The organism is Bacillus sp. AR4-2, from assembly GCF_008274865.1.
Taxonomy (GTDB): domain Bacteria; phylum Bacillota; class Bacilli; order Bacillales; family Bacillaceae_G; genus Bacillus_A; species Bacillus_A cereus.
The window spans coordinates 1511388-1532302 of sequence record NZ_CP031062.1; the positions used below are offsets into that span (position 1 = coordinate 1511388).

Consider the following 20915-nt stretch of genomic DNA (forward strand, 5'->3'; position numbering starts at 1 on the left):
ACCTCATTTACAATATAGTCTTGGTCAAAATAACATATGTGTGTGACAAATAAAGCGAAACATGTACAAGTTGATTTCGTAATAATGATTTAAATGTCTAGATAAGGGGATGGAGTATGATTGAATTGGAAATTAGAGTGGAGCGTCTTCGGAAAGAGCAAATAAGCGACATTGTAGCGCTATCTTCTTATATTGGTTGGGATTATAACAGAGAAGAAATTGAGACTATTTTTAACGCAGGGATTGTATACGGTGTTTGGAATGAGAAAGAGGAACTAATTGCTAGCGCGGCAATAATATTATATGGGGAGAAATTAGCATCTATCGGAATGGTGATTGTACATCCAGATTATAAGGGGAGAGGGATTGGAAAGATAATAACGGAAGCGTGCGTTAAAAGCGTATCAGCTCATACTCCAATTATGCTTATTGCTACGGATGAAGGGAAACCTTTATATGAAAAGTTAGGATTTAGGGCAGTAAGTTATGTTTCTAAATACATATGTAACTCATACAATGCGAAAGAGTATTGTGCAAGAAATGAAGATTATGTGATGAATTATGAAGAGGGTGATTTAGAAGAAATAATAAAAATAGATGAATATGCGTTTGGAACAAATAGAAAAGAGTTTTTAAAGAAAAGAATTATGCAAAGTGAACAGTGTATCGTTGTAAAGGACAAGGAACAAAATGTATTAGGTTACGGTTTAAGCATACAAACACCAGAAAATAAGATAATAGGGCCGGTTGTTGCTAAAAATGATGAGATGGCAATGAGAATTGTACATGATTTAGCAAAAGGGCATAATGGTAAATTAAGAATTGATGTACTAGAAGGAAAGAAAGATTTCATGAAAGTATTAGAGATTGCTGGTTTTAAAAAGGTGAATACACCACCAATTATGATGAAAAATAGCGGTCAATTATTAAAAAGGGATAATGAGTTATATAGCATTGCAGCACAAATTTTTGGGTGAAAAAGAATCCTTCTGAATGAAGGATTCTTTTTCGCTAATCACGATATTGATCATGAGTCGGCTGAAAGAGGTCTTCCTCGATATCTCTCACCATAGAAAAATGATCAACGTTATAATGACCGTGTAAAGTTTTATTGTGATGACCAATAATTTGTTCTGCAGACAATACATTAGAATCAGTTGTTGAATGACCGTTTTTAATTAATGTAACGTCAAATCCTTGTACAGTTGCTGCTCTAACTGCAGTGTCAATGCAATGTTCTGTTTTACATCCGCCTATAACAATATGATTAATGTTTTCTTCTTTTAAAAGTTCAAGTAAAGAAGTGCCGTAGAATGAATTGGTTGCTGCTTTATTAATAAAGATTGCAGACTGAGGTATTTGAATTTGATTATGTACTTCAAATCCTTCGCCACTACCAGAAGCAACATCGATATCTCTTACGAAAACAATAAGGGCATTTGAATCTATTGCTTTCTGCAGGGCTATATTTAGTGTAGATAATAGCTCAGTTTTACGAAAAACTTCATTTTCTTGCTTATTTCCATCAATTAATTCTTGCTGAGCGTCGATAATTAATAGTGCTTGTTTCATCGTGTCTCCCCTTTAATATGAAATAAGTTCCACTGTACATATTCCTTCAGATTGTTAGAAAATCCTCCATTGTAAGCGAAGTAGAAGATTGATTTACAAAGTTGTTAAAGAAATTTCATTCTCATAGCGTGTAAAAACATGTATGATAGGAGATGGAGAATTTTTGAGTAGGTGGGAATAACATGCAAACAGTAGAAGATTATCTTTCATTCTTACATACGAAAGGATTTAAATTATCAGAGGAAGCACAAGGGTTTATTATGTTTGGACAAGGATATACTGGTGCGTCTGATGGGATTGTGAACGCAGCAATAGAAGCCACAATTAAACATCAATTGCAGTTTGATGGTAGTTATTTCGTTGCGTTATTAGAACGATTGAAAGAGGAAGAAATTACAGATAAAAAAAGCGCTAAGGCTTTTATGCGGAAGTTACAAGCGTAACTTCACGCAGCCTGCGCTTCTTTTTTTGTTTTGGAAGGTAATTCAACAAAAATCATGCCTAGAAAAATACATAGACATCCGATAATAGCAGAAATAGAAAGTTGTTCATTTGCAACGAGAACGCCTGTTAATGCAGCAAAAACGGGCTCCATTGCGAAAATAATTGCTACCCTCGTTGGAGAAGTGTGTTTTTGTGCCGATGTTTGAATGAAAAAAGCAATAGATGTTGCAAACAGGGCAGTTAGAAAGAGTGCGAATATAAAGGATTGATTCGTCCATAGTGATACTGAAAATAACTTTTCCCAATCTTCAAACAAAAAAGCGCAAATAGAAGAAAATATACCAACAGCTAATACTTGAGATGTGCTTAATAATAAAGGTGATATTTTTTTAGAAAAGAAGCCGTTAATAAGAATATGGGCAGCGAAAGCGACTGCACAACCAAGAACAAGTATATCTCCTATATTTAATTGGAAAGAATCAGCAGCTGTTAATAAGTACAAACCTGTTGTAGCTACAGCAATACCAAGTACGATGAAAATGGTGGCTTTTTGTTTTAAAAAGATAAATGATAAGATTGGGACCATAACAATGCTTAGCCCAGTTAAGAAACCTGCTTTTGAAGAAGTTGTATAAAGTAAGCCAAATGTTTGTAATAAATAGCCGACAAATAAGAAGAACCCAACCATTAATCCAGCTAAACTACTATGTTTTAATTCTTGTTTTGAAGTTTTCTGTGAAAAAATAATTTGAACGAATAATAAAATAATTCCAGCGAATAAAAAGCGAATACCATTAAACGTAAATGGACCAACGAAAGACATAGCGTTTTGAACGACAACAAACGTAGCTCCCCAAATAAAAGAGACAAATAATAAAGCTAGAGGAGCAATCCACTCTTTTTTCACACTCATACCCCCGTTAATTTTGTAAGATAGCTTTTCTAGCTAATTCATCAGCTACTTTATTTTGACTACTTGGAATCCACTTAATAAAAAAGAGATCGAAGTTTTTTATGTACTGTAGTGCTTCATCTAAAAGAGGTACAAATATTGTATTTTTTGCGTATTCCTTTTCAACAGCCCGCTCAACAAGCTGCGAATCTGTACGAAAAGAGACAGTGCTATAATTATGCTCAATGCAATATTTTAATGCTAGAAGTAAAGCGCGGTATTCTGCTTCATGATTGGACATTGTTCCAAGTGGTACTGATAATTGTACAGGCGGCTGAACGCCTTTAATAAACACTCCTGCACCAGAAGGACCAGGATTTCCTTTTGATGCACCATCAATATATACTTCAATCAAAATGAGAAACCTCCAAATTATAAGATTATCCCCTACTTAAATATTTTTTTGAAGTAGGGGATAGAGTAGTTATCCGATTGTGATGCTGTAACGACATGTAAATGTTTCATTCGCTTGTAAAGATTGAATTCCCTTTTTGTCCTTTAAATCTTTTGCTGGATTTACTTCATCAGCGATTCCATACCAAGGTTCAATACATAAGAAAGGTGCGTTATTCCCTGGTGTCCATACGCCGACAAAGGGAAATCCATCAAATTCTACTTTTACAAATTTATTATGTTTATGAGAACGAATCGAAATTTCATTCGTATTCATATGTTCAAAAATAAGCGCATCATTTTTGAATAAATCATATGTAAGTGGCAATTCAGTCGTATTTTCAGCGATTAATTGCTTTTTGTTTGAAAGATAAGGTCCTTCTAATACGCTTGTTTCTAAGCGTTCCAAACCATTAAACGATAAGTGATAATCTGTAAATGATTCACCGTCCAATAAAGGGAAGTTGAATCCAGGGTGTGCTCCAATTGAGAAGAACATCTCTTTTGAAGTAGGATTGTTTACTTCATATGTTACATGAACACTTTGTCCATCTAGCTCATAAGAAACGAGTAATTCGAATTCGTATGGGTATTTTTTTAATGTTTCTTCATTACTAGTAACGGTATAAGTGATCTTTGTTTCGCTTTGTTCTTTCACAGAGAAAGTAAGATCACGGGCGAAACCGTGTTGTGTTAATGAATATGGTTTACCGTCTACGTAGTATGTATTATCTACTAATCGACCGACAATTGGGAACAAAATTGGTGCACGGCGTCCCCAATAAGTAGAATCACCTTGCCATAAATATTCTATGTTGTCTTCTTTTAAGCGAACGCTCTGTAATTCTGCACCTTTGTCAGAAATGGAAACGATCACTTTTTCATTTTGAATTGTTGCTGTCATGAAGTGAAACCTCCTAAATCTTTCATATGTTTTATTATACGTTGTCTAAAAGAAAAAAGGTAGTTCACGATAGGAATCTATTGACGAAAGAGGGGCTACCACGTAAAATATAATCTTGTTGCTTAAAAAACGAATAACGTGGTTCGAAACCATCCCACGTAAAAAAACTAAGGAGATTTTGTCATGAATATTAGAACATTAGTCGGTAATGGTATTTTAGCGGCATTATATATTGCTGTTTCTATGCTTATTCAGCCATTTGGCTTTACGAATGTACAGTTTCGTATTTCAGAGATGTTTAATCATCTCGTTGTATTTAACAAGAAAGCAATTTACGGAATTGTATTAGGTGTATTTTTAACGAATCTCTTTTTCTCACCTATGATCGCTTATGATTTAGTATTTGGAGTAGGTCAATCTATTCTTGCATTAGTTGCAACGATTATTTCTATGCGGTTTATTAAAGTTGTTTGGGCTCGTATGATTTTTAATACAGTTATCTTTACGATTACAATGTTTATGATTGCAATTGAACTTCATCTTGCATTTGATCTACCATTTATGTGGACTTGGTTAACATGTGCAGCAGGTGAATTCGTAGTAATGGCGATCGGTATGCCTGTAATGTACTGGATTAATAAGCGAGTACAATTTGAAAGATTTATGTAATAGATGAAAGAGCTATTCCTATGGGATAGCTCTTTTTGTATGTAATCATATTGAATATTATGCTGTGACTCTAGATAAAATATAATAAAATAAAGTGAGGCTTTCATTAGCTGGCTACATATAAGAAGTCTTATATAAGGGGAATGTAGTATGAAATATAAAATTCATTGGTTGTATAAAACGAAGCGCGGGTTGCAGACGGAATTAACAACAGAGTATATGAGCATAGAAGAAGTACTTCAATTTGCAGAGGATTTTGAGAAAACAGGAAGAGTAAAAGAATTTTCATTTTATGATGAAATGGACGCAGAATGGTCATTAAAAGAGATGAAAAAGTTAAGTAAGCAAGTAGAGGAAGAGCCCCAAGAAATACTCGTTTATTTTGATGGTGGGTATGATGTGCAAACGAAAGAAGCTGGCGTTGGTATATGTGTGTACTATAAAAAAGGAAATAAAAACTACCGAATTCGCCGCAACGCATATATAGAAGGTATATATGATAATAATGAAGCGGAATATGCATCACTATTATATAGTATGAATATACTCGAGGAATTAGGGATTAAGTATGAAGCAGTTACACTCCGCGGGGATTCTCAAGTCGTATTGCAACAATTGGCCGGGGAATGGCCTTGCTATGATGAACATTTAAATCATTATTTAGACCAAATTGAACAAAAAGCGAAGCAAATGAAATTAAAACTTATATGTGAGCCGATATCTAGAAAACAAAATAAAGAAGCACATCAATTAGCTACGCAAGCATTGGAAGGAACAGTTATTGATAGTCATAAAGAAATAACTGAATAGAGAGGTGCAAAGGTGGATAAAAAGCAACTCATTACAGAGGTAAATGACTTATTAGAAACGTATTGTGAAGGCTGTTTTTTGCGAGAACATAATCGAAAGACAAATAGTAAATATTATGCTCATTCATTTTGTATAAGGCAATGTACAGTTGGAGAAACATTGAAAAAGTATGGGGACCAGTTGTCATGAAAAACATCCAGAGAAAATTCTCTGGATGTTTTTTAGTGTCTTGCTTCGTTTAGTTGATGCTCACATTTATTTAATTTCTTTTCCTCATTCATTAAAAATGGTTCATCTAAATCAGTTGCAACAGATTTCATAATTTCAAGCTGAGAGCGAGCTGCTTCTACAGCAGTAGTAGCATGCTCTAATGTATCTGGATCCATTGAAATTGTTGCTGATCCTACCATTTTTTGTGCTGTTTCTACACGGAATTTCACTTCTTCAAAATCATTTACTTCTGATCCCATTAATAATTCCTCCTTTGTATAGTGCGCATTTCACATAGTTTTTGCTCTGTAAAACGGAAATATACAAAGGAATAACAAAGGAGGTTACCAAGTAAGGTAACCTCCTGTTATATGTTGGATTAAAGTTTTACTACGTTAGCAGCTTGAGGTCCGCGGTTACCTTCAGTAATGTCGAAAGATACTTCTTGACCTTCTTCTAAAGCTTTGTAGCCGTCGCCTTGAATAGCAGAGAAATGTACGAATACATCGTCAGCGCCTTCCATTTCGATAAATCCAAAACCTTTTTCGTTGTTAAACCATTTTACTTTTCCTTGCATGTTACAATTCCTCCTAAAAGCGTTTACTATTTTCATTTAGTGAAATTCATTTTAAAAAAATAATATAAACTAAAAATGCTATATTCTTGAATATTCTGCTAAATGATTAATTTAAATATACACGAATTGGGAGAATTTAGTCAAGTAAGCGATTTTATTTTTTTGTATTTTTAAATAATTTTTCAGTCAAATTTTTAAATAGGTATAGGACAGGCTGAGTATGTAATATTCTTAATTGAATGCTATACATAATGAGGTGAAAGAATGAATAAGTCTTACTTATTAGATAATGAAGGAATGAGAACGAGAACCGACATACCGGATTGGGTTGCAAAAGAATTTGAGATTTTTTCAAATGTTGTGTTAGAACCAACTTTTCCATGTTATTTCGGTTTAACAGCTTTGAAAAAGAATGAACTTCGTTATTCATTTCTTTCTCATAATGATTGGAGTCATTTACCACATACAATGTTATCTTTTTTAGAGTTAATGAAAGAGAGGCCGATTGTAAGAAGGGGCTTTTTCCTTTTTGTAGAACCGGAATGTGAAGAACAGCCACTCGAATATTACCGTGATTCCTTTTGGAAAGTGTTACAGTATTTACATGAAAACGATAATCAAGCATGGCCAAAGCAAATTCCTGAAGATCCAGACCATTATTTATGGGAATTTTCATTTGGTGGTGAGCCAATATTCGCATTTGGAAATGCGCCAGCTTATAAACAACGAAAAACTAGACATTTAGGGAATTCTCTCGTTATTGGGTTTCAGCCACGCACTATTTTTGATGGATTAGAGGGAGATCGTCCTAAAGGAGCATATTCAAGACAAATGGTTCGTGAGCGAGTTGAAAAGTGGGATCAATTGCCGAAACATCCTAACATTAGTCATTATGGTGACCCAGAGCATCGTGAATGGAAACAATATTTCATAGGAGACGATGTAGAGCCAATAAAAGGGAAATGTCCTTTTCTTCATAGGATAGAAAAGTAAGAGCCCTCACCTAGATGGCTCTTTTGTATATTTTGGATAAAAAAGGGTATTTTATTATGAAAGCTAGTCTATTTTTTCAAATTACATCATTAACTAGTAGTAAAGAGAGTAGAAAGGATAGAGCGATGTTTGGAGCAATTATACAGCAAATCGTATTAGGTATATCATTAGCTGCGCCAGTAGGGCCGATTAATATTGAAATGTTAAAACGAGGAATTGAACGTGGGTTTTGGCACGCTTGGGTTGTTGGAATTGGTGGAATGACTGCAGATGTTTTATTTATGCTTCTCATTTATTTCGGTTTATCTTCTGTGTTTATGTATACATATGTACAAGCCTTCATGTATTGCACGGGTTTTTTCTTGTTATTTTATTTAGGATTTCAAAGTGTAAAACAAGGAATTTTCGACTCGAATATGGAATATAAAAAAGAAGAGGTAGGTGGCCTTAAGCAATCGTTTATGGCAGGATTTTTAATTGCGATATCCAATCCATTAAATCTTGTTTTTTGGTTTGGTATATACGGAAGTACACTTAGCTCATTACTTACGAAGGTAACGAAACAAGAAGCTTTTTTGTACAGTCTTTGCATTATTGTTGGTATTATTTTATGGAATTTAAATATTGCTTTTTCTGTACATTTTGGAAGAACTTTATTAAAACCAAAAGCGCTTGGCTACATAACAGCCGGAGCAGGTATTATTCTAGTAGGATATTCTATCCATTTTGCATACAAAGCTTTACAGTTGTTCACATAAGATTGAAGGGGAGATTTTTATGTATCGAACCACTATTGACGGAAAAGAAATCATTATTACGTTAGCACCAAAAATCAGAAAAGAAATTACTGATAGAAATCCACTATATGAAGCGGTATTTCATAATGCAGCAAGATTACTACAAACAACGCAACCAACGTTTGCGGTAAATCATGAAATATTTGGGCTTATCATTGGAGAGGTACAAAGAGGAGAAGTAACAGTGTTTGCGGTGGAACATATTATTCCGAAGCAAAATATATTTGGACCGAACAATTTTTTCTCGACAATAGAGCAACAGGCAAATTTGTAAAGCTTATAGAATAAGATATAGAAAAGAAATAGTCGTAACGATATGTTGCGACTGTTTTTTTTGAAAAGGGGGAAGGAAGATGAAGAGAGTGGGGAAAGAGTTCTTTTTACAACATGATATCGTTATTATGTATAGTATTTTATTTGTTTTTATCATTATTTTAAAAATGCAATTTTTCACATGGTTTGGTTTGTTAGCATGTTTGTTTGGGATTATTTTTTATACGCTAAACGAATATATGACACACCGGTTTTTATTTCACTTAAAACCACCTAAAAACGTATTTTTATTAAAAATGCTAAGAAGATTACATTATGACCATCATGTATATCCAGATGATTTAAAACTTTTATTTTTGCCTGTATGGTTTAGTATACCGAGCTTTACTATATATTTACTTATATCATACGCGATAACAAAAAGTGTTACTATTACACTTTCATTCGGAATTGGAATGATTATTATGCTTCTCGTTTATGAATGGAAACATTATATTGCACATAAGCCAATTCGTCCCGTTACTAAGTTTGGAAGATGGCTAAAAAAACAACATATATTACACCATTATAAAAATGAAAAGTTTTGGTTTGGTGTTTCAAATCCAGTATTTGATTTCATATTTGGAACGCTTAAAGATGGAAAAGATGTTGAATTAAGTGAAACGGCTCGTAATTTAGAAAAAGAGAAAAAAACAGAAGTGGTGCGATAAGCACTACTTTTTTATTCTATTTTAATGAGTATGAAAGCTTCACTGGTGCGTAAACTTTATGTTGAAAAAGTATATTAAAAACTTAGGGAAAAATGCCGAAAAATGTCTATCAAAAAATCTTTGCATGAATGCATGGATTGTCTAAAATGAATATAAGTTTCTGAATATTTATAAAATTTAGTCTTTAGGTATGCAAGGGGGAAGTGTATTTCAAGTAAGAGAGGGGATCGGTTAATGAAACGAGACGATACGTCAGCACGTAAGTTGCAAAATGAGGTGAATTATACAGAGGTCGTTCAGTCGGAAGAATTTCAATTGTTATTAAATACGAAAAAGAAGTTTATCATTCCAATGAGTATTTTCTTTTTTAGTTTTTTTATCGCATTACCTATTCTAACATCGTATTCAAAGGTGCTTAATACACCTGCATTTGGAGACGTTACATGGGCGTGGGTATTTGCTTTTTCCCAATTTATCATGACATGGGCACTATGTATGATTTACAGCAAAAAAGCAGAATCATTTGATGAAATCTCCCGAAAAATTCTGCAAGATATGAAAAAAGGGAGGGGCTGAACTTGAATACTACTGCATTTGCACTATTTTTAATTATTGTTCTTGGTACGCTCGTCATAACCTATTTTGCATCAAAAAAAACGAAAAATGCGAGTGAATTTTATACGGCTGGAGGGGGATTAACTGGTTGGCAAAATGGTCTGGCCATTGCTGGAGATTACATGTCTGCTGCTTCATTTCTCGGTATAGCTGGAGCAATCGCATTAACTGGGTTTGATGGATTCTTTTATAGTATCGGTTTTTTAGTTGCTTATTTAGTTGTACTATATCTTGTTGCAGAACCGCTTAGAAATTTAGGAAAGTACACTTTGGCGGATATGATTGCAGCACGCTTTGATGCGAAAAAAGTTCGCGGAGTTGCAGCTCTTAATACGATGACGATTTCTATCTTTTATATGATTGCACAATTAGTTGGCGCGGGTGCACTTATTAAGTTATTATTAGGGATTGAATATACGACATCTGTATTAATCGTTGGAACACTTATGACGGTGTATGTTATTTTTGGTGGTATGACAGCAACGAGCTGGGTACAAATTGTAAAGGCTGTATTACTTATGGCTGGTACGTTTATTATTTCTGTTATCGTTTTCGCAAAATTCAACTTCAGCGTGACTGAAATGTTCGCTCAAATGAAAACAGCTACCCCTTTAAAAGATTCATTTTTAAATCCAGGTGTAAAGTATAAGGATGGTCTTGATACACTGTCTTTAAATTTAGGACTAGTACTTGGTACAGCTGGATTACCACATATACTTGTCCGCTTTTTTACAGTACGTGATGCAAAAACTGCACGTCAATCTGTCGTATATGCGACGTGGTTAATTGGTGCATTTTATATTATGACGATTTTCTTAGGATTTGGTGCGGCAGCGTTTGTAGGAAATGAAGCGATTATTAAAGCGAACCCAGCTGGTAATATGGCGGCACCTTTATTAGCCAAAGCGTTAGGTGGAGACTTCTTATTTGCTTTCGTATCAGCAATTGCTTTTGCAACGATTTTGGCTGTAGTGGCAGGTCTTGTATTAACAGCAGCATCAGCATTCGCTCATGATTTTTATAATGAAATCATTCGCAGAGGGAAATCAACGGAAAAAGAGCAAGTATCTATGGCTCGTTATGCATCTATTGGAGTAGCGATACTATCTATCATACTTGCATTATTTGCCCAAACATTAAACGTAGCATTTTTAGTATCATTAGCATTTGCAGTTGCAGCGAGTGCAAATCTACCAGTGATTTTATTTACAATATATTGGAAGCGTTTTAATACAACGGGTGCTATTTCTGGTATGATTGTGGGTCTCGTATCAGCTATTGTTCTCGTAGCGTTGAGTCCGAATGTTTGGAACCCTGTAGCTGGAAAAGCTATTTTTGTTGGGGAAGCGATATTTCCATATACGACACCAGGAATTATTTCAATTCCGCTCGGATTTCTTGCAGCATATTTAGGAACTGTTTTATCTAGTAAGAAAGAAGATGCAGCGAAATTTGATGAAATTCTCGTAAAATCTAATACTGGTCACGGTATTAGTGATGTGTCTTCACATTAAATAAAAGAGGAGCTTTTCAATAGATAAGAAAAGCTCTTTTTTCTTTTGTCATTTTCTTGTAAATATTACTGATTTGTAAGTAGGATTTGTCTTAATTTTGTGGAATGAAAATAGCAGGGAGAAATTTAAGTCATCATGGCACCAGCGCAGCTTTTGTGAAAAATAAGTTGTTATGGAAGGTGGAAGTAATGATGAAAACGAAGCAAACTGATGAATTATTAGCAAAAGATGAGCAATATGTTTGGCACGGAATGCGTCCCTTTAGTCCAAATAGTACAATGGTAGGGGCAAAAGCTGAAGGGTGCTGGGTTGAAGATATACAAGGAAAAAGATATTTAGATGGTATGAGTGGCCTTTGGTGTGTCAATAGTGGATATGGAAGAAAGGAGCTCGCAGAAGCGGCTTATAAGCAATTACAAACATTATCATACTTTCCAATGTCACAATCCCATGAGCCAGCTATAAAGCTTGCTGAAAAGTTAAATGAGTGGCTTGGGGGAGAGTATGTTATTTTCTTCTCAAATAGTGGTTCAGAAGCGAACGAAACTGCTTTTAAAATAGCAAGACAATACTATGCTCAAAAAGGTGAACCACATCGTTATAAATTTATGTCACGTTATCGTGGGTATCATGGGAATACAATGGCGACAATGGCAGCGACGGGACAAGCGCAGCGTAGATATCAATATGAACCGTTTGCTTCAGGTTTTTTACACGTAACACCACCGGATTGTTACCGTATGCCTGGGATTGAAGGGCAGCATATTTATGATGTAGAATGTGTGAAAGAAGTCGATCGTGTTATGACGTGGGAATTAAGTGAAACAATTGCCGCTTTTATTATGGAACCAATTATTACAGGCGGGGGCATATTAATGCCACCACAAGACTATATGAAAGCTGTTCATGAGACGTGTCAAAAACACGGTGCCTTGCTTATTAGTGATGAAGTAATTTGCGGTTTCGGTCGTACAGGAAAAGCATTTGGGTTTATGAATTATGATGTGAAGCCAGATATTATTACAATGGCAAAGGGCATTACGAGCGCATATTTACCATTATCTGCAACAGCTGTGAAAAAAGAAATATATGAGGCTTTTAAAGGTAAAGGAGAATATGAATTCTTCCGCCATATTAATACATTTGGTGGAAATCCAGCAGCTTGTGCATTAGCGCTTAAAAACTTAGAGATTATGGAAAATGAAAATTTAATCGAGCGATCTGCGCAAATGGGTTCCCTTTTATTAGAGCAACTAAAAGATGAAATTGGGGAACATCCGCTTGTTGGGAATATTAGAGGAAAAGGCCTATTAGTTGGAATTGAATTAGTAAATGATAAAGAGACGAAAGAGCCAATTGATAACGACAAAATTGCAAGTGTTGTAAATGCTTGTAAAGAAAAGGGCTTAATTATAGGACGCAATGGTATGACAACAGCAGGGTATAATAACGTCTTAACATTAGCACCGCCGCTTATTATTTCAAGTGAAGAAATTGCCTTTGTTGTTGGAACGTTGAAGACGGCGATGGAACGTATTTAATAAATAGAGAGAGGAGCGAGCTTTAATATAAGGCTCGCTTTTGTTTAGTAGGAGGGGACTTTTAATGGATAAATATGATCCGAACAAACATTATCACATCGGATATTATGAAGACGGATATAATTTAGAAGTGACGGCGTACAAAAGAATAAATGAACCAGTTTGGGATGCTTATCTTCCGCACTATGAGGCAGACAATTTTTATAAGAAAGTGGAGGAAATGAAACTGGGTGAATATATAGATGATTATGGTATTAAGGTGTATTCATTTAGTAATGATATCAATGATGAAGAAGCACGAACTATTTTTGAAAAATGGTTAAAAAAGAACGAGATTGTTTAAAGATAAAACAAAAAGGAGATTGCTATCTTATAAAATAGCAATCTCCTTTTATTATAGTAAACTTATTTACTTGCTTTCATTGCTTTATCTTTTGCACCAAAAGTGTATTTTAACATTGGTGGTGTAATCATTGTAGTTAAAATAACGACAATAACGATTGCTGTAAAGTAATCTTGTGCCAATAGACCTGAAGAAAGTCCTGTTCCTGCAATGATAAGTGCAACTTCACCACGAGAAACCATTCCAGCGCCGATAATTGCAGAAGACTTAGCGTCAAATCCAGTCATTCGTGCACCGAATCCACAGCCGATTAATTTCGTTAATACAGCGATAACAGTTAATGCTAAGATGAACCAAATTTGATTGCCGATACCGTCAAATGTAATATTCATACCGATACTAACGAAGAATACTGGAACGAACATAGCGTAAGCAATGGGTTCTACTTTCTTTTCTACTTCATGTTTGTAGTTTGTTTGAGAAATTGCAATACCAGCAGCGAAAGCACCGATAATACCAGCAATTCCTAATAATTCGCCGAAATATGCGAATGAGAAACAGATGATAAGGGCCGCGCTCACGATAGACTCAGATACGCGCAGTGGTGATAACCAGCGCATAATCGCAGGAACACCTTTCCATCCGATTAAAATAATAGAAGCGAAGAATACTACTTTCTTCAAGATAACCATTGTTAAGTTAACATCATCAGTACCTAAGAAGCTCATTGCAAATGCTAATAAAATAACGACAAGAATGTCATCAAATACAGCTGCGCCTAGCATAGTTGTACTTTCACGTGTTTTCATCTTTCCTAAATCGCGAAGTGTTTGAACGGAAATACTAACACTTGTCGCACATAAAAGTAATCCTAAGAATACAGCGTTTCCTTGTTCCATTCCCATAATAAGGCCGGAAACGTAACCACCTACGAATGGAAGAATGATACCTCCGAGTGCAACTGCTAAAGAAGAATTACGATTTGCGTTTAATTCTTCTAAGTCTGTTTCAAGTCCAGCCATAAACATTAAGAGAATAACCCCGACATTACTTAATTGAGTTAGAAGCTCTGAATTTTCAATCCAACCTAATACAGCTGGACCGATAACGATACCGACAATTAATTTACCTAGTACAGAAGGTTGACCTAATCTAACACTAAGATCACCAGCAAGCTTTGTACTTAATAAAATAAGTGCAATTTGAAAGAAAAATTCGAATTCCATCTGATCCTCTCCTCGTCATTTTTAATTTTATCATACGATTTCTCGGAATTTGCCTAATGAAAATATGTAAAACCCATTAAACAAAAGGGTCTGATTACAAGTTCTTTTGAACTCGTAATTTGAACCTGTAATTAATATATAATAGATTTTATAAAAAATCAATGAAAAAATGGGAGCTTTTTGAGGAAGAAGCTGTCTTATTGGGATATAGGTGTAAGAGTAGTGTGTGAATTTTATATGTATAAAATAGTATGAAGTCCTTTTCCATTACAAATAATAAATTCTACATACTATTTCACGAACTATAACTGTGAAAGGGAGGATTTATAATTTGAAGGCATTAAAAAATAACTTGTCTATTGTTGCTTTAGGTGGAGTAAATGAAATAGGAAAAAATATGTATGCTATCCAATATGAAAATGATATTGTCGTCATTGATTGTGGATCTAAATTTCCAGATGAAAGTTTATTAGGGATTGATTTAATAATTCCAGATGTCACATATTTGCAAGAAAATAAAGAAAAAATTCGCGGTTTAATAGTAACGCACGGGCATGAGGACCATATTGGCGGAATACCATATTTTTTAAAACAACTAAATGTACCAATCTATGCAACAAAGTTAACGTTAGGTTTAATTGAAATTAAATTAAAGGAACACAATCTTCAAAATGATACGGAATTAATCGTTATTCATTCAGAATCAGAAATTGATTGTGGTTCTATTAAGGCAACTTTTTTTAAAACGAACCACAGTATTCCGGATTGTCTCGGTATTGTTTTTCATACACCAGAAGGTACTGTAGTACATACAGGTGATTTTAAATTTGATTTAACACCAGTAAATAATCAACATCCTGATATTCATAAAATGGCTAAAATAGGAAGTGAAGGTGTACTAGCTTTATTATCTGAAAGCACAAATGCAGAACGTCCAGGTTTTACTCCATCAGAAAGGTCAGTAGGAGAACGGATAGAGGAAATATTTATGAAAGCAAATAGAAAAGTAATTATTTCTACGTTTGCTTCTAATGTGAATCGTGTTCAGCAAATAGTTGAAGCATGTATAAAAACAAATCGAAAACTAGCTTTGCTAGGGAGAAGTATGGTAAATGTAGTAGAGGTTGCTCTAGAGAAAGGTTATTTACATATTCCAGAAGGTATGTTGATTGAAGCAAATGAGGTAAATCGTTTAGATCCAAAGCAGGTTGCAATACTTTGTACAGGAAGTCAAGGAGAACCAATGGCAGCTTTAGCGCGTTTAGCTAGTGGAAACTATAGACAAGTGGATATTTTACCAGAAGATACGGTTATTATAGCCGCGACCCCTATCCCAGGAAATGAACGTAACGTTTCTCGAATTATCGATAATTTATTTGCATTAGGAGCAAAGGTGATTTACGGATCAGGTAGTTCTACTGGAGTGCATGTATCCGGTCATGCATATCAAGAAGAGTTGAAGTTAATGCTTACATTAATGAAGCCAAAATATTTTATTCCAATTCATGGAGAGTTTAGAATGCTACATCATCATAGTTTGTTAGCAGAATCAATTGGTATTGAAAAGGAAAATATCTTTATCGTACGTAATGGAGATGTTGTAGATATAAGTAATGAAGTGGCAATTCAATCTAGAAGAATACAGGCAGGAAATATATATGTAGATGGATTAGGAATTGGAGATGTTGGAAATGCATTATTACGTGATCGTAAACAACTTTCAGAAGATGGAATGCTCGTTATAGTTATTACTTTTAATAAAGTGGATGGAGAAATAATTTCAGGTCCAGATATTATTTCTCGTGGATTTGTCTATGTCCGTGATTCAGAAGAATTTCTAAGAGAATTAAATAAATTAGCTGTTATTACGATTAATAATTTAAAGAAAGAGAATGTGAATAGCTGGGGTATTTTGAAAAGGGAGGTAAGAGAAGCATTAGGGAAGTATATATATACAAATACAAAACGAAAGCCGATGATTCTTCCTATAATAATAGAGGTTTAATAGTAAAAAAGAATTCTCGTATGGGAATTCTTTTTTGTTTTGAAGAGAAAATGAACATATAATGAAATAAATAGAAATGGAAGGAAATAAAAGATGTTATTAAATAAACGTTTTACAATTGGAGAAATGGCGAAAATGCATAATATCGCAGAATCTACATTAAGGTATTATGATGAAAAAGGAATTTTTCATCCGTCCATTGTGGATCCTCAAACGAATTATCGTTATTATACAATCGATCAATTTTCACTGTTAGATACGATTAAATTTTTACGCCAGTTAAATATTCCGTTAAAGGAAATTAAGAAATATATTGATGAAAGAAATCCAGCATACGCAATCAATTTACTGGAAAAACAACAAGAGATGATGCTGAAGAAACAAAGAGAAATTGAGTATGCTTTGGCGAAAATGGAGCATAGAATTCATTTAATTAAGAAAGCAACAAAAGCAAAAGCTGAACAAATGGTAATTAAAGAGATTCCGCAGCGAAAAATTACAGCAATTGCGGTTGCTCCAAATACGACGGATGATATGTTTGAGTACTACATCCATTCGTTACAAAAAAATATGAGGCAAATGGATGATAGTTTATTTTCTGGAGATATTGGTGTAACTGTTGCGAAAAAAGGATTAATGCAAAATGAGTTTCAAGCATATAGCAGTGTATTTATTCTTTTGGATTATATGCCGTATGAAGTGCATACTTCAGATGAAATTAAAGAAGGTTTATATGCTTGCTCTTATCATCATGGACCGTATGAAGAAACAGATGCAACGTACAAGGAGTTACTTACATACATTGATAAAGAAGGTTACGAAGTACATGGAGATTCGATTGAGATTGGATTGATTGATTGGTCTGTAACAGAAAATCCAGAGGAGCAAGTAACAGAAATTCAAATTCCTGTAGTGAAAAAATAAGATGAAAACCTTTGAATTGATTACAAATTTTCATTCATTAGTATAAGTCAGTTACCTGTTTTTTAATTCTCTCTTGACCTTCAAGTTACTTGAAGGTTTAAACTAAGAAAAGAGAGTTGAAAAAAAGGAGCATATTAGAGTATGGAAGCAACAGAAAAATTAAGAGAAAAACCGATAAAAAGCTTATTTATTTCTTATTTAATACCAGCCGTTCTTGGAATGGTATTAATGTCAGTGAATATTGTAATTGACGCGGTCATGATTAGTAGAGGAGTTGGGGCGAACGGTTTAGCAGGAGTGAACGTGGCTATTCCAGCATTTTCGATTTTCTTCTCTATTTCATTATGGATCGGAATGGGCGGGGCAACGTTATACTCCATTGCATTAGGCGAAAATAAACGAGAAAGAGCAAGGTCTATTTTTACTCAATCCATGACGGTAGCAGTTGTTATCGTAGGGATTTTAGCAGCGATTTGCTTATGGAGAATAGAAGATTTAGCATATTTATTTGGTGCAAATGAAGTGATTCTACCATATGCGTTAGACTATTTACACGTATTATTAACATTTGGAATGATATACGTTTTAGAAAATATTTTAAGTACATTCATACGAAATGATGGAAATCCTAATTTAGCAATGGCTGGTCTTGTTGTAACAGCTGTATTAAATATAGTGTTTGACTATATCTTTATTTTTATCTTTGGATGGGGCGTAACAGGTGCTGCTTCAGCGACTATTCTTTCGGCAGCGATTGGTTTCCTTGTATTATTAACTCATTTCTTTAGAAAAAGTAGTATTTTAAAGTGGACGAAATTCCATTTTGAATGGGATACTGTCAAACAAATTATGGTGATTGGTTTCCCAAGTTTTACAGCAGAAAGTACGGTTGCAATCGTAACGATTGGTTTTAATATCGCATTCGTCCAATATGCAGGAGAAGTAGGAGTAGCTTCCTATGCGATGGTGAATAGTATTCATGCAATGACATTACTATTATTCTTTGGTGTTGGAGCAGCATTACAGCCAATTGCTAGTTTCCATTATGGGGCAAATTTATCAGAGAGACTTCGTGAAGGATTGAAGTTTGCTGTGAAAATTGCAGTTGTCCTCGGAGGCATTGCGATAATTGTCGGATTATTCTTCGGGAAATATATCATTGGTTTATTTGATGTTCAATCTCCAGAATTATTGGAGTTAACCTTAACAGGTATTAGCTTATTCTTTATCCAATACGTATTTTTAGGTTATAACATTGTGTATGGAGAGTATTTCCAATCAGTGCGACAAACGAAGAAATCAGTACTTATTATAATGAGCCGAGGATTACTATTTATTATTCCATTGTTATGGATTATGCCGAAATTATTTGGTATAAATGGAATTTGGCTCGTTATGCCAGTTGCTGAAGTAATGACAGCAATTATCGTATTTACGATGAATCGCATGAAACATCCTGTGCCATTAAATATGGCAGGAGAGAAAGAAGCGATATGATGAAGAAAATCCCCTTAAGCAATTAAGGGGATTTTTTATTCCTTTAAACTAATCGCAAAAGATCCATCTGTTTCTTGAACAGAAGCAAAGGCAACGTTTTTAATATTTGTAATTCCTTTTTCTTTTAATTCTTTATATAACCATTTTTCATCTTTATGTATTAACTTTAAGTTATCGTATTGAATTTGTGAATCGACGATAAGTGCAATTGGTAATCCAGCATACTTAACTTCTATGTTTAAATCTTTTGGAGTTAATGGTACAAGTTCTCTTTTTGGTAAAATACTAATAGCGCCGTTCGCTTCTAAAATAGCGTATTCAATTTCATGAACACTTGGATATCCTGCAACGCGAAGATTAGAAAGTAGTTCTGCAATGGGGTATCTACTTTTTTGTAAGTTCTCAAAAATAATATCACCATGTTTAATTAAAATGATAGGGTGTCCAAGAATAAAACGATTTAGTTTGTTGAATAGGCTTAATTTTGTAAGAAGTAAATGTAAACATGTGATAACAACCATACCGAGAAATGCTTGTAAAGCACCAGAGACGGGTATGGCCTGGAAAGCTAAATAAGATAAAAAGATTATAGCCCCAAAATCATGAGGAGTTAGTTGTGCTAATGCGGATTTACCGAGTAACTTAAGCGATAGTAAAAATAAGATAAAAAAGAACGACACGTTACATAAAAAGAGAAGCAATAGAGACACTCCTTCGTGTAAAGTTGTACTTACTATTCCCGAAAGTAATATAAATATTACCTTTCAGAGGATAAATTAGGGTTTATTGGAATCTGTCTGTATACAAACAAATAAATGGATATTATCATGAAGGAAGTAAAAGAAAATAGGAGTATATGAATATGAGAAAGAAGAAAATAATGAAGGGTATTTTAGTTGTTATAATGATTTGCGCCGTGTATGCGGGGTTTTTACAATATCACATTTATAAGCATGGGCATATGAATGCAACCTACGATGCTGATTACATAATTGTACTAGGATCGAAAGTAAATGGGACGAAACCATCTTATTCATTGCAATATCGTATTGATAAAGCAGCTGAATATTTAAAATCACATGAGAAAACAATCGCTATCGTATCTGGAGGACAAGGAAAAGGCGAAGACATTTCAGAAGCATTAGCAATGAAACAAGGACTAATAAAACAAAATATCGCAGAAGACCGCATTATAATGGAGGACAAATCTACGAGTACAGATGAGAATATTACATTCTCAAAACCGTTAATTCCAGCCGGTATGAAAAAAGGTATGATCGTAACAAACGATTTTCACATGTTTAGAGCGAAAAAAATAGCGGCCAAACAAGGTTTACAATTAGAAGGTCTTCCGGCAAAAACACCGAAACCAATCATCATTCCATCGAATATACGAGAATATTTAGCAATTACACAGTATTGGTTTATGAATCGAATATAGTGAAAGTGATCCCGTCTGAAACTTCAGGCGGGATTTAGTTTGAGGAAAATCTTACAAATATGTCACGTTCGTGAAAGGTAAAGCGATAGTTTCTAGAATGATTTCCTGACATAATGAAGGTAACAAAAACTATTTAGAGGTGAATCGGATGAAAGGAAATAATATTTTATCTTCGTTATGTTACTTTAGTATCTTTTTTGCACCATTTTTACTACCAATTATCGTGTACTTTGTTGCAGAAGATGAAGTGAAGTATCACGCGAAAAAAGCATTTTGGTCACATGTTTTCCCATACGCAATCTTATTTGGAGGACTAGCAGTATCAGGCATGTACGGTTTAGGTTTCAATCAATCTGACGGTGCTGGAATTGGAATGGCTATCACATATGCAGTGTTCATTCTTGTAGGAATTTACTACTTCATTTGGAATATCGTAAAAGGTATTAAAGTTTTGAAAACGGCGTAATAAGATAAGTATAATTTCATTTACCGTATCGATAAACGT

The 20915-nt window shown here is 34.3% G+C and carries 26 protein-coding genes and 1 riboswitch; of the genes, 18 read left to right on the forward strand and 8 right to left on the reverse strand.

Annotated features, from left to right (window positions below):
* The first annotated feature begins 116 nt into the window (after positions 1-116).
* Positions 117-977: a GNAT family N-acetyltransferase gene (locus DN399_RS07880; protein WP_149149440.1), complete on the forward strand. Its 861-nt coding sequence runs from the start codon at positions 117-119 to the stop codon at positions 975-977.
* 34 nt (positions 978-1011) lie between these two features.
* Here the strand turns inward: DN399_RS07880 and DN399_RS07885 are convergent, their stop codons facing one another.
* Positions 1012-1572 (reverse strand): cysteine hydrolase family protein, encoded by a 561-nt coding sequence (locus tag DN399_RS07885; RefSeq protein WP_149149441.1) that lies wholly within the window; start codon positions 1570-1572, stop codon positions 1012-1014.
* A gap of 182 nt (positions 1573-1754) precedes the next feature.
* Between DN399_RS07885 and DN399_RS07890 the strand changes: the two genes are divergently transcribed.
* Positions 1755-2015, forward strand: a complete 261-nt coding sequence (locus tag DN399_RS07890; protein WP_001195212.1) for a DUF6123 family protein — start codon at positions 1755-1757, stop codon at positions 2013-2015.
* Between the two features lie 2 nt (positions 2016-2017).
* Here the strand turns inward: DN399_RS07890 and DN399_RS07895 are convergent, their stop codons facing one another.
* The 3 genes from DN399_RS07895 to DN399_RS07905 form a co-directional block, all read right to left on the reverse strand.
* Positions 2018-2923: a DMT family transporter gene (locus DN399_RS07895; protein WP_149149442.1), complete on the reverse strand. Its 906-nt coding sequence runs from the start codon at positions 2921-2923 to the stop codon at positions 2018-2020.
* A 13-nt stretch (positions 2924-2936) separates the two neighbouring features.
* The gene (locus tag DN399_RS07900) at positions 2937-3323 is read right to left on the reverse strand and encodes a reverse transcriptase-like protein (RefSeq protein WP_088363496.1); all 387 of its coding nucleotides are present in this window, start codon (positions 3321-3323) and stop codon (positions 2937-2939) included.
* 69 nt (positions 3324-3392) lie between these two features.
* Positions 3393-4265 carry an aldose 1-epimerase family protein gene (locus DN399_RS07905; RefSeq protein WP_149149443.1) on the reverse strand — a complete coding sequence of 291 codons (873 nt, stop codon included), beginning with the start codon at positions 4263-4265 and terminating at the stop codon, positions 3393-3395.
* A gap of 132 nt (positions 4266-4397) precedes the next feature.
* Positions 4398-4442: riboswitch (PreQ1 riboswitch) on the forward strand.
* Between the two features lie 6 nt (positions 4443-4448).
* Here DN399_RS07905 and DN399_RS07910 point away from each other — a divergent pair.
* From DN399_RS07910 to DN399_RS07920, 3 genes are all read left to right on the forward strand, one after another.
* Complete coding sequence (locus DN399_RS07910; protein ID WP_149149444.1) at positions 4449-4934, forward strand: QueT transporter family protein; 486 nt, start codon at positions 4449-4451, stop codon at positions 4932-4934.
* A gap of 150 nt (positions 4935-5084) precedes the next feature.
* Entirely contained in the window at positions 5085-5744 is a 660-nt protein-coding gene (locus tag DN399_RS07915) for a ribonuclease H family protein (protein ID WP_149149445.1), read from the forward strand.
* Positions 5745-5756: 12 nt separating this feature from the next.
* The gene (locus DN399_RS07920; protein ID WP_002023738.1) at positions 5757-5933 is read left to right on the forward strand and encodes a zinc-finger domain-containing protein; all 177 of its coding nucleotides are present in this window, start codon (positions 5757-5759) and stop codon (positions 5931-5933) included.
* A 32-nt stretch (positions 5934-5965) separates the two neighbouring features.
* On the opposite strand, the gene DN399_RS07925 is transcribed toward DN399_RS07920, so the two are convergent.
* Positions 5966-6214, reverse strand: a complete 249-nt coding sequence (locus DN399_RS07925; RefSeq protein ID WP_000534392.1) for a DUF2564 family protein — start codon at positions 6212-6214, stop codon at positions 5966-5968.
* A 119-nt stretch (positions 6215-6333) separates the two neighbouring features.
* The gene (gene cspB / locus DN399_RS07930; protein WP_001161731.1) at positions 6334-6531 is read right to left on the reverse strand and encodes a cold shock-like protein CspB; all 198 of its coding nucleotides are present in this window, start codon (positions 6529-6531) and stop codon (positions 6334-6336) included.
* A 264-nt stretch (positions 6532-6795) separates the two neighbouring features.
* Between cspB and DN399_RS07935 the strand changes: the two genes are divergently transcribed.
* The 8 genes from DN399_RS07935 to DN399_RS07970 all read left to right on the forward strand — a co-directional run bounded on the left by DN399_RS07935 (position 6796) and on the right by DN399_RS07970 (position 13317).
* On the forward strand, positions 6796-7524 hold the full coding sequence (locus DN399_RS07935) for a YqcI/YcgG family protein (RefSeq protein ID WP_001043767.1): 729 nt from the start codon (positions 6796-6798) through the stop codon (positions 7522-7524).
* Between the two features lie 14 nt (positions 7525-7538).
* Positions 7539-8282 (forward strand): LysE family transporter, encoded by a 744-nt coding sequence (locus DN399_RS07940; protein ID WP_001196841.1) that lies wholly within the window; start codon positions 7539-7541, stop codon positions 8280-8282.
* Between the two features lie 19 nt (positions 8283-8301).
* Positions 8302-8595: a hypothetical protein gene (locus DN399_RS07945; RefSeq protein WP_000286369.1), complete on the forward strand. Its 294-nt coding sequence runs from the start codon at positions 8302-8304 to the stop codon at positions 8593-8595.
* Positions 8596-8674: 79 nt separating this feature from the next.
* Positions 8675-9304 carry a sterol desaturase family protein gene (locus DN399_RS07950; protein ID WP_000832148.1) on the forward strand — a complete coding sequence of 210 codons (630 nt, stop codon included), beginning with the start codon at positions 8675-8677 and terminating at the stop codon, positions 9302-9304.
* Between the two features lie 234 nt (positions 9305-9538).
* Positions 9539-9880, forward strand: a complete 342-nt coding sequence (locus DN399_RS07955) for a DUF485 domain-containing protein (protein ID WP_025709227.1) — start codon at positions 9539-9541, stop codon at positions 9878-9880.
* 2 nt (positions 9881-9882) lie between these two features.
* Positions 9883-11433 (forward strand): solute symporter family protein, encoded by a 1551-nt coding sequence (locus DN399_RS07960; protein WP_001098243.1) that lies wholly within the window; start codon positions 9883-9885, stop codon positions 11431-11433.
* A 191-nt stretch (positions 11434-11624) separates the two neighbouring features.
* Entirely contained in the window at positions 11625-12974 is a 1350-nt protein-coding gene (locus tag DN399_RS07965; protein ID WP_000850964.1) for an aspartate aminotransferase family protein, read from the forward strand.
* 64 nt (positions 12975-13038) lie between these two features.
* On the forward strand, positions 13039-13317 hold the full coding sequence (locus DN399_RS07970; protein WP_149149446.1) for a DUF3986 family protein: 279 nt from the start codon (positions 13039-13041) through the stop codon (positions 13315-13317).
* A 62-nt stretch (positions 13318-13379) separates the two neighbouring features.
* Here DN399_RS07970 and DN399_RS07975 read toward each other — a convergent pair whose 3' ends face one another.
* Positions 13380-14543: a cation:proton antiporter gene (locus tag DN399_RS07975; RefSeq protein ID WP_000393889.1), complete on the reverse strand. Its 1164-nt coding sequence runs from the start codon at positions 14541-14543 to the stop codon at positions 13380-13382.
* Between the two features lie 331 nt (positions 14544-14874).
* On the opposite strand from DN399_RS07975, the gene DN399_RS07980 reads away from it, so the two are divergent.
* The 3 genes from DN399_RS07980 to DN399_RS07990 all read left to right on the forward strand — a co-directional run bounded on the left by DN399_RS07980 (position 14875) and on the right by DN399_RS07990 (position 18969).
* Entirely contained in the window at positions 14875-16548 is a 1674-nt protein-coding gene (locus tag DN399_RS07980) for a ribonuclease J (protein WP_000645618.1), read from the forward strand.
* 93 nt (positions 16549-16641) lie between these two features.
* A complete protein-coding gene (locus DN399_RS07985) occupies positions 16642-17472 on the forward strand; it encodes a MerR family transcriptional regulator (RefSeq protein WP_149149447.1) in 831 nt (276 codons plus the stop codon).
* Between the two features lie 141 nt (positions 17473-17613).
* Positions 17614-18969 carry an MATE family efflux transporter gene (locus DN399_RS07990; protein ID WP_000388389.1) on the forward strand — a complete coding sequence of 452 codons (1356 nt, stop codon included), beginning with the start codon at positions 17614-17616 and terminating at the stop codon, positions 18967-18969.
* Positions 18970-19004: 35 nt separating this feature from the next.
* On the opposite strand, the gene DN399_RS07995 is transcribed toward DN399_RS07990, so the two are convergent.
* A complete protein-coding gene (locus tag DN399_RS07995) occupies positions 19005-19670 on the reverse strand; it encodes a DUF421 domain-containing protein (RefSeq protein WP_000923924.1) in 666 nt (221 codons plus the stop codon).
* 161 nt (positions 19671-19831) lie between these two features.
* Here DN399_RS07995 and DN399_RS08000 point away from each other — a divergent pair, with 161 nt between their 5' ends.
* Both DN399_RS08000 and DN399_RS08005 read left to right on the forward strand, forming a co-directional pair.
* Positions 19832-20410, forward strand: a complete 579-nt coding sequence (locus DN399_RS08000) for a YdcF family protein (protein WP_149149448.1) — start codon at positions 19832-19834, stop codon at positions 20408-20410.
* 148 nt (positions 20411-20558) lie between these two features.
* Positions 20559-20876 (forward strand): magnetosome magnetite crystal formation protein family, encoded by a 318-nt coding sequence (locus tag DN399_RS08005; RefSeq protein ID WP_000678055.1) that lies wholly within the window; start codon positions 20559-20561, stop codon positions 20874-20876.
* Positions 20877-20915: the final 39 nt, after the last annotated feature.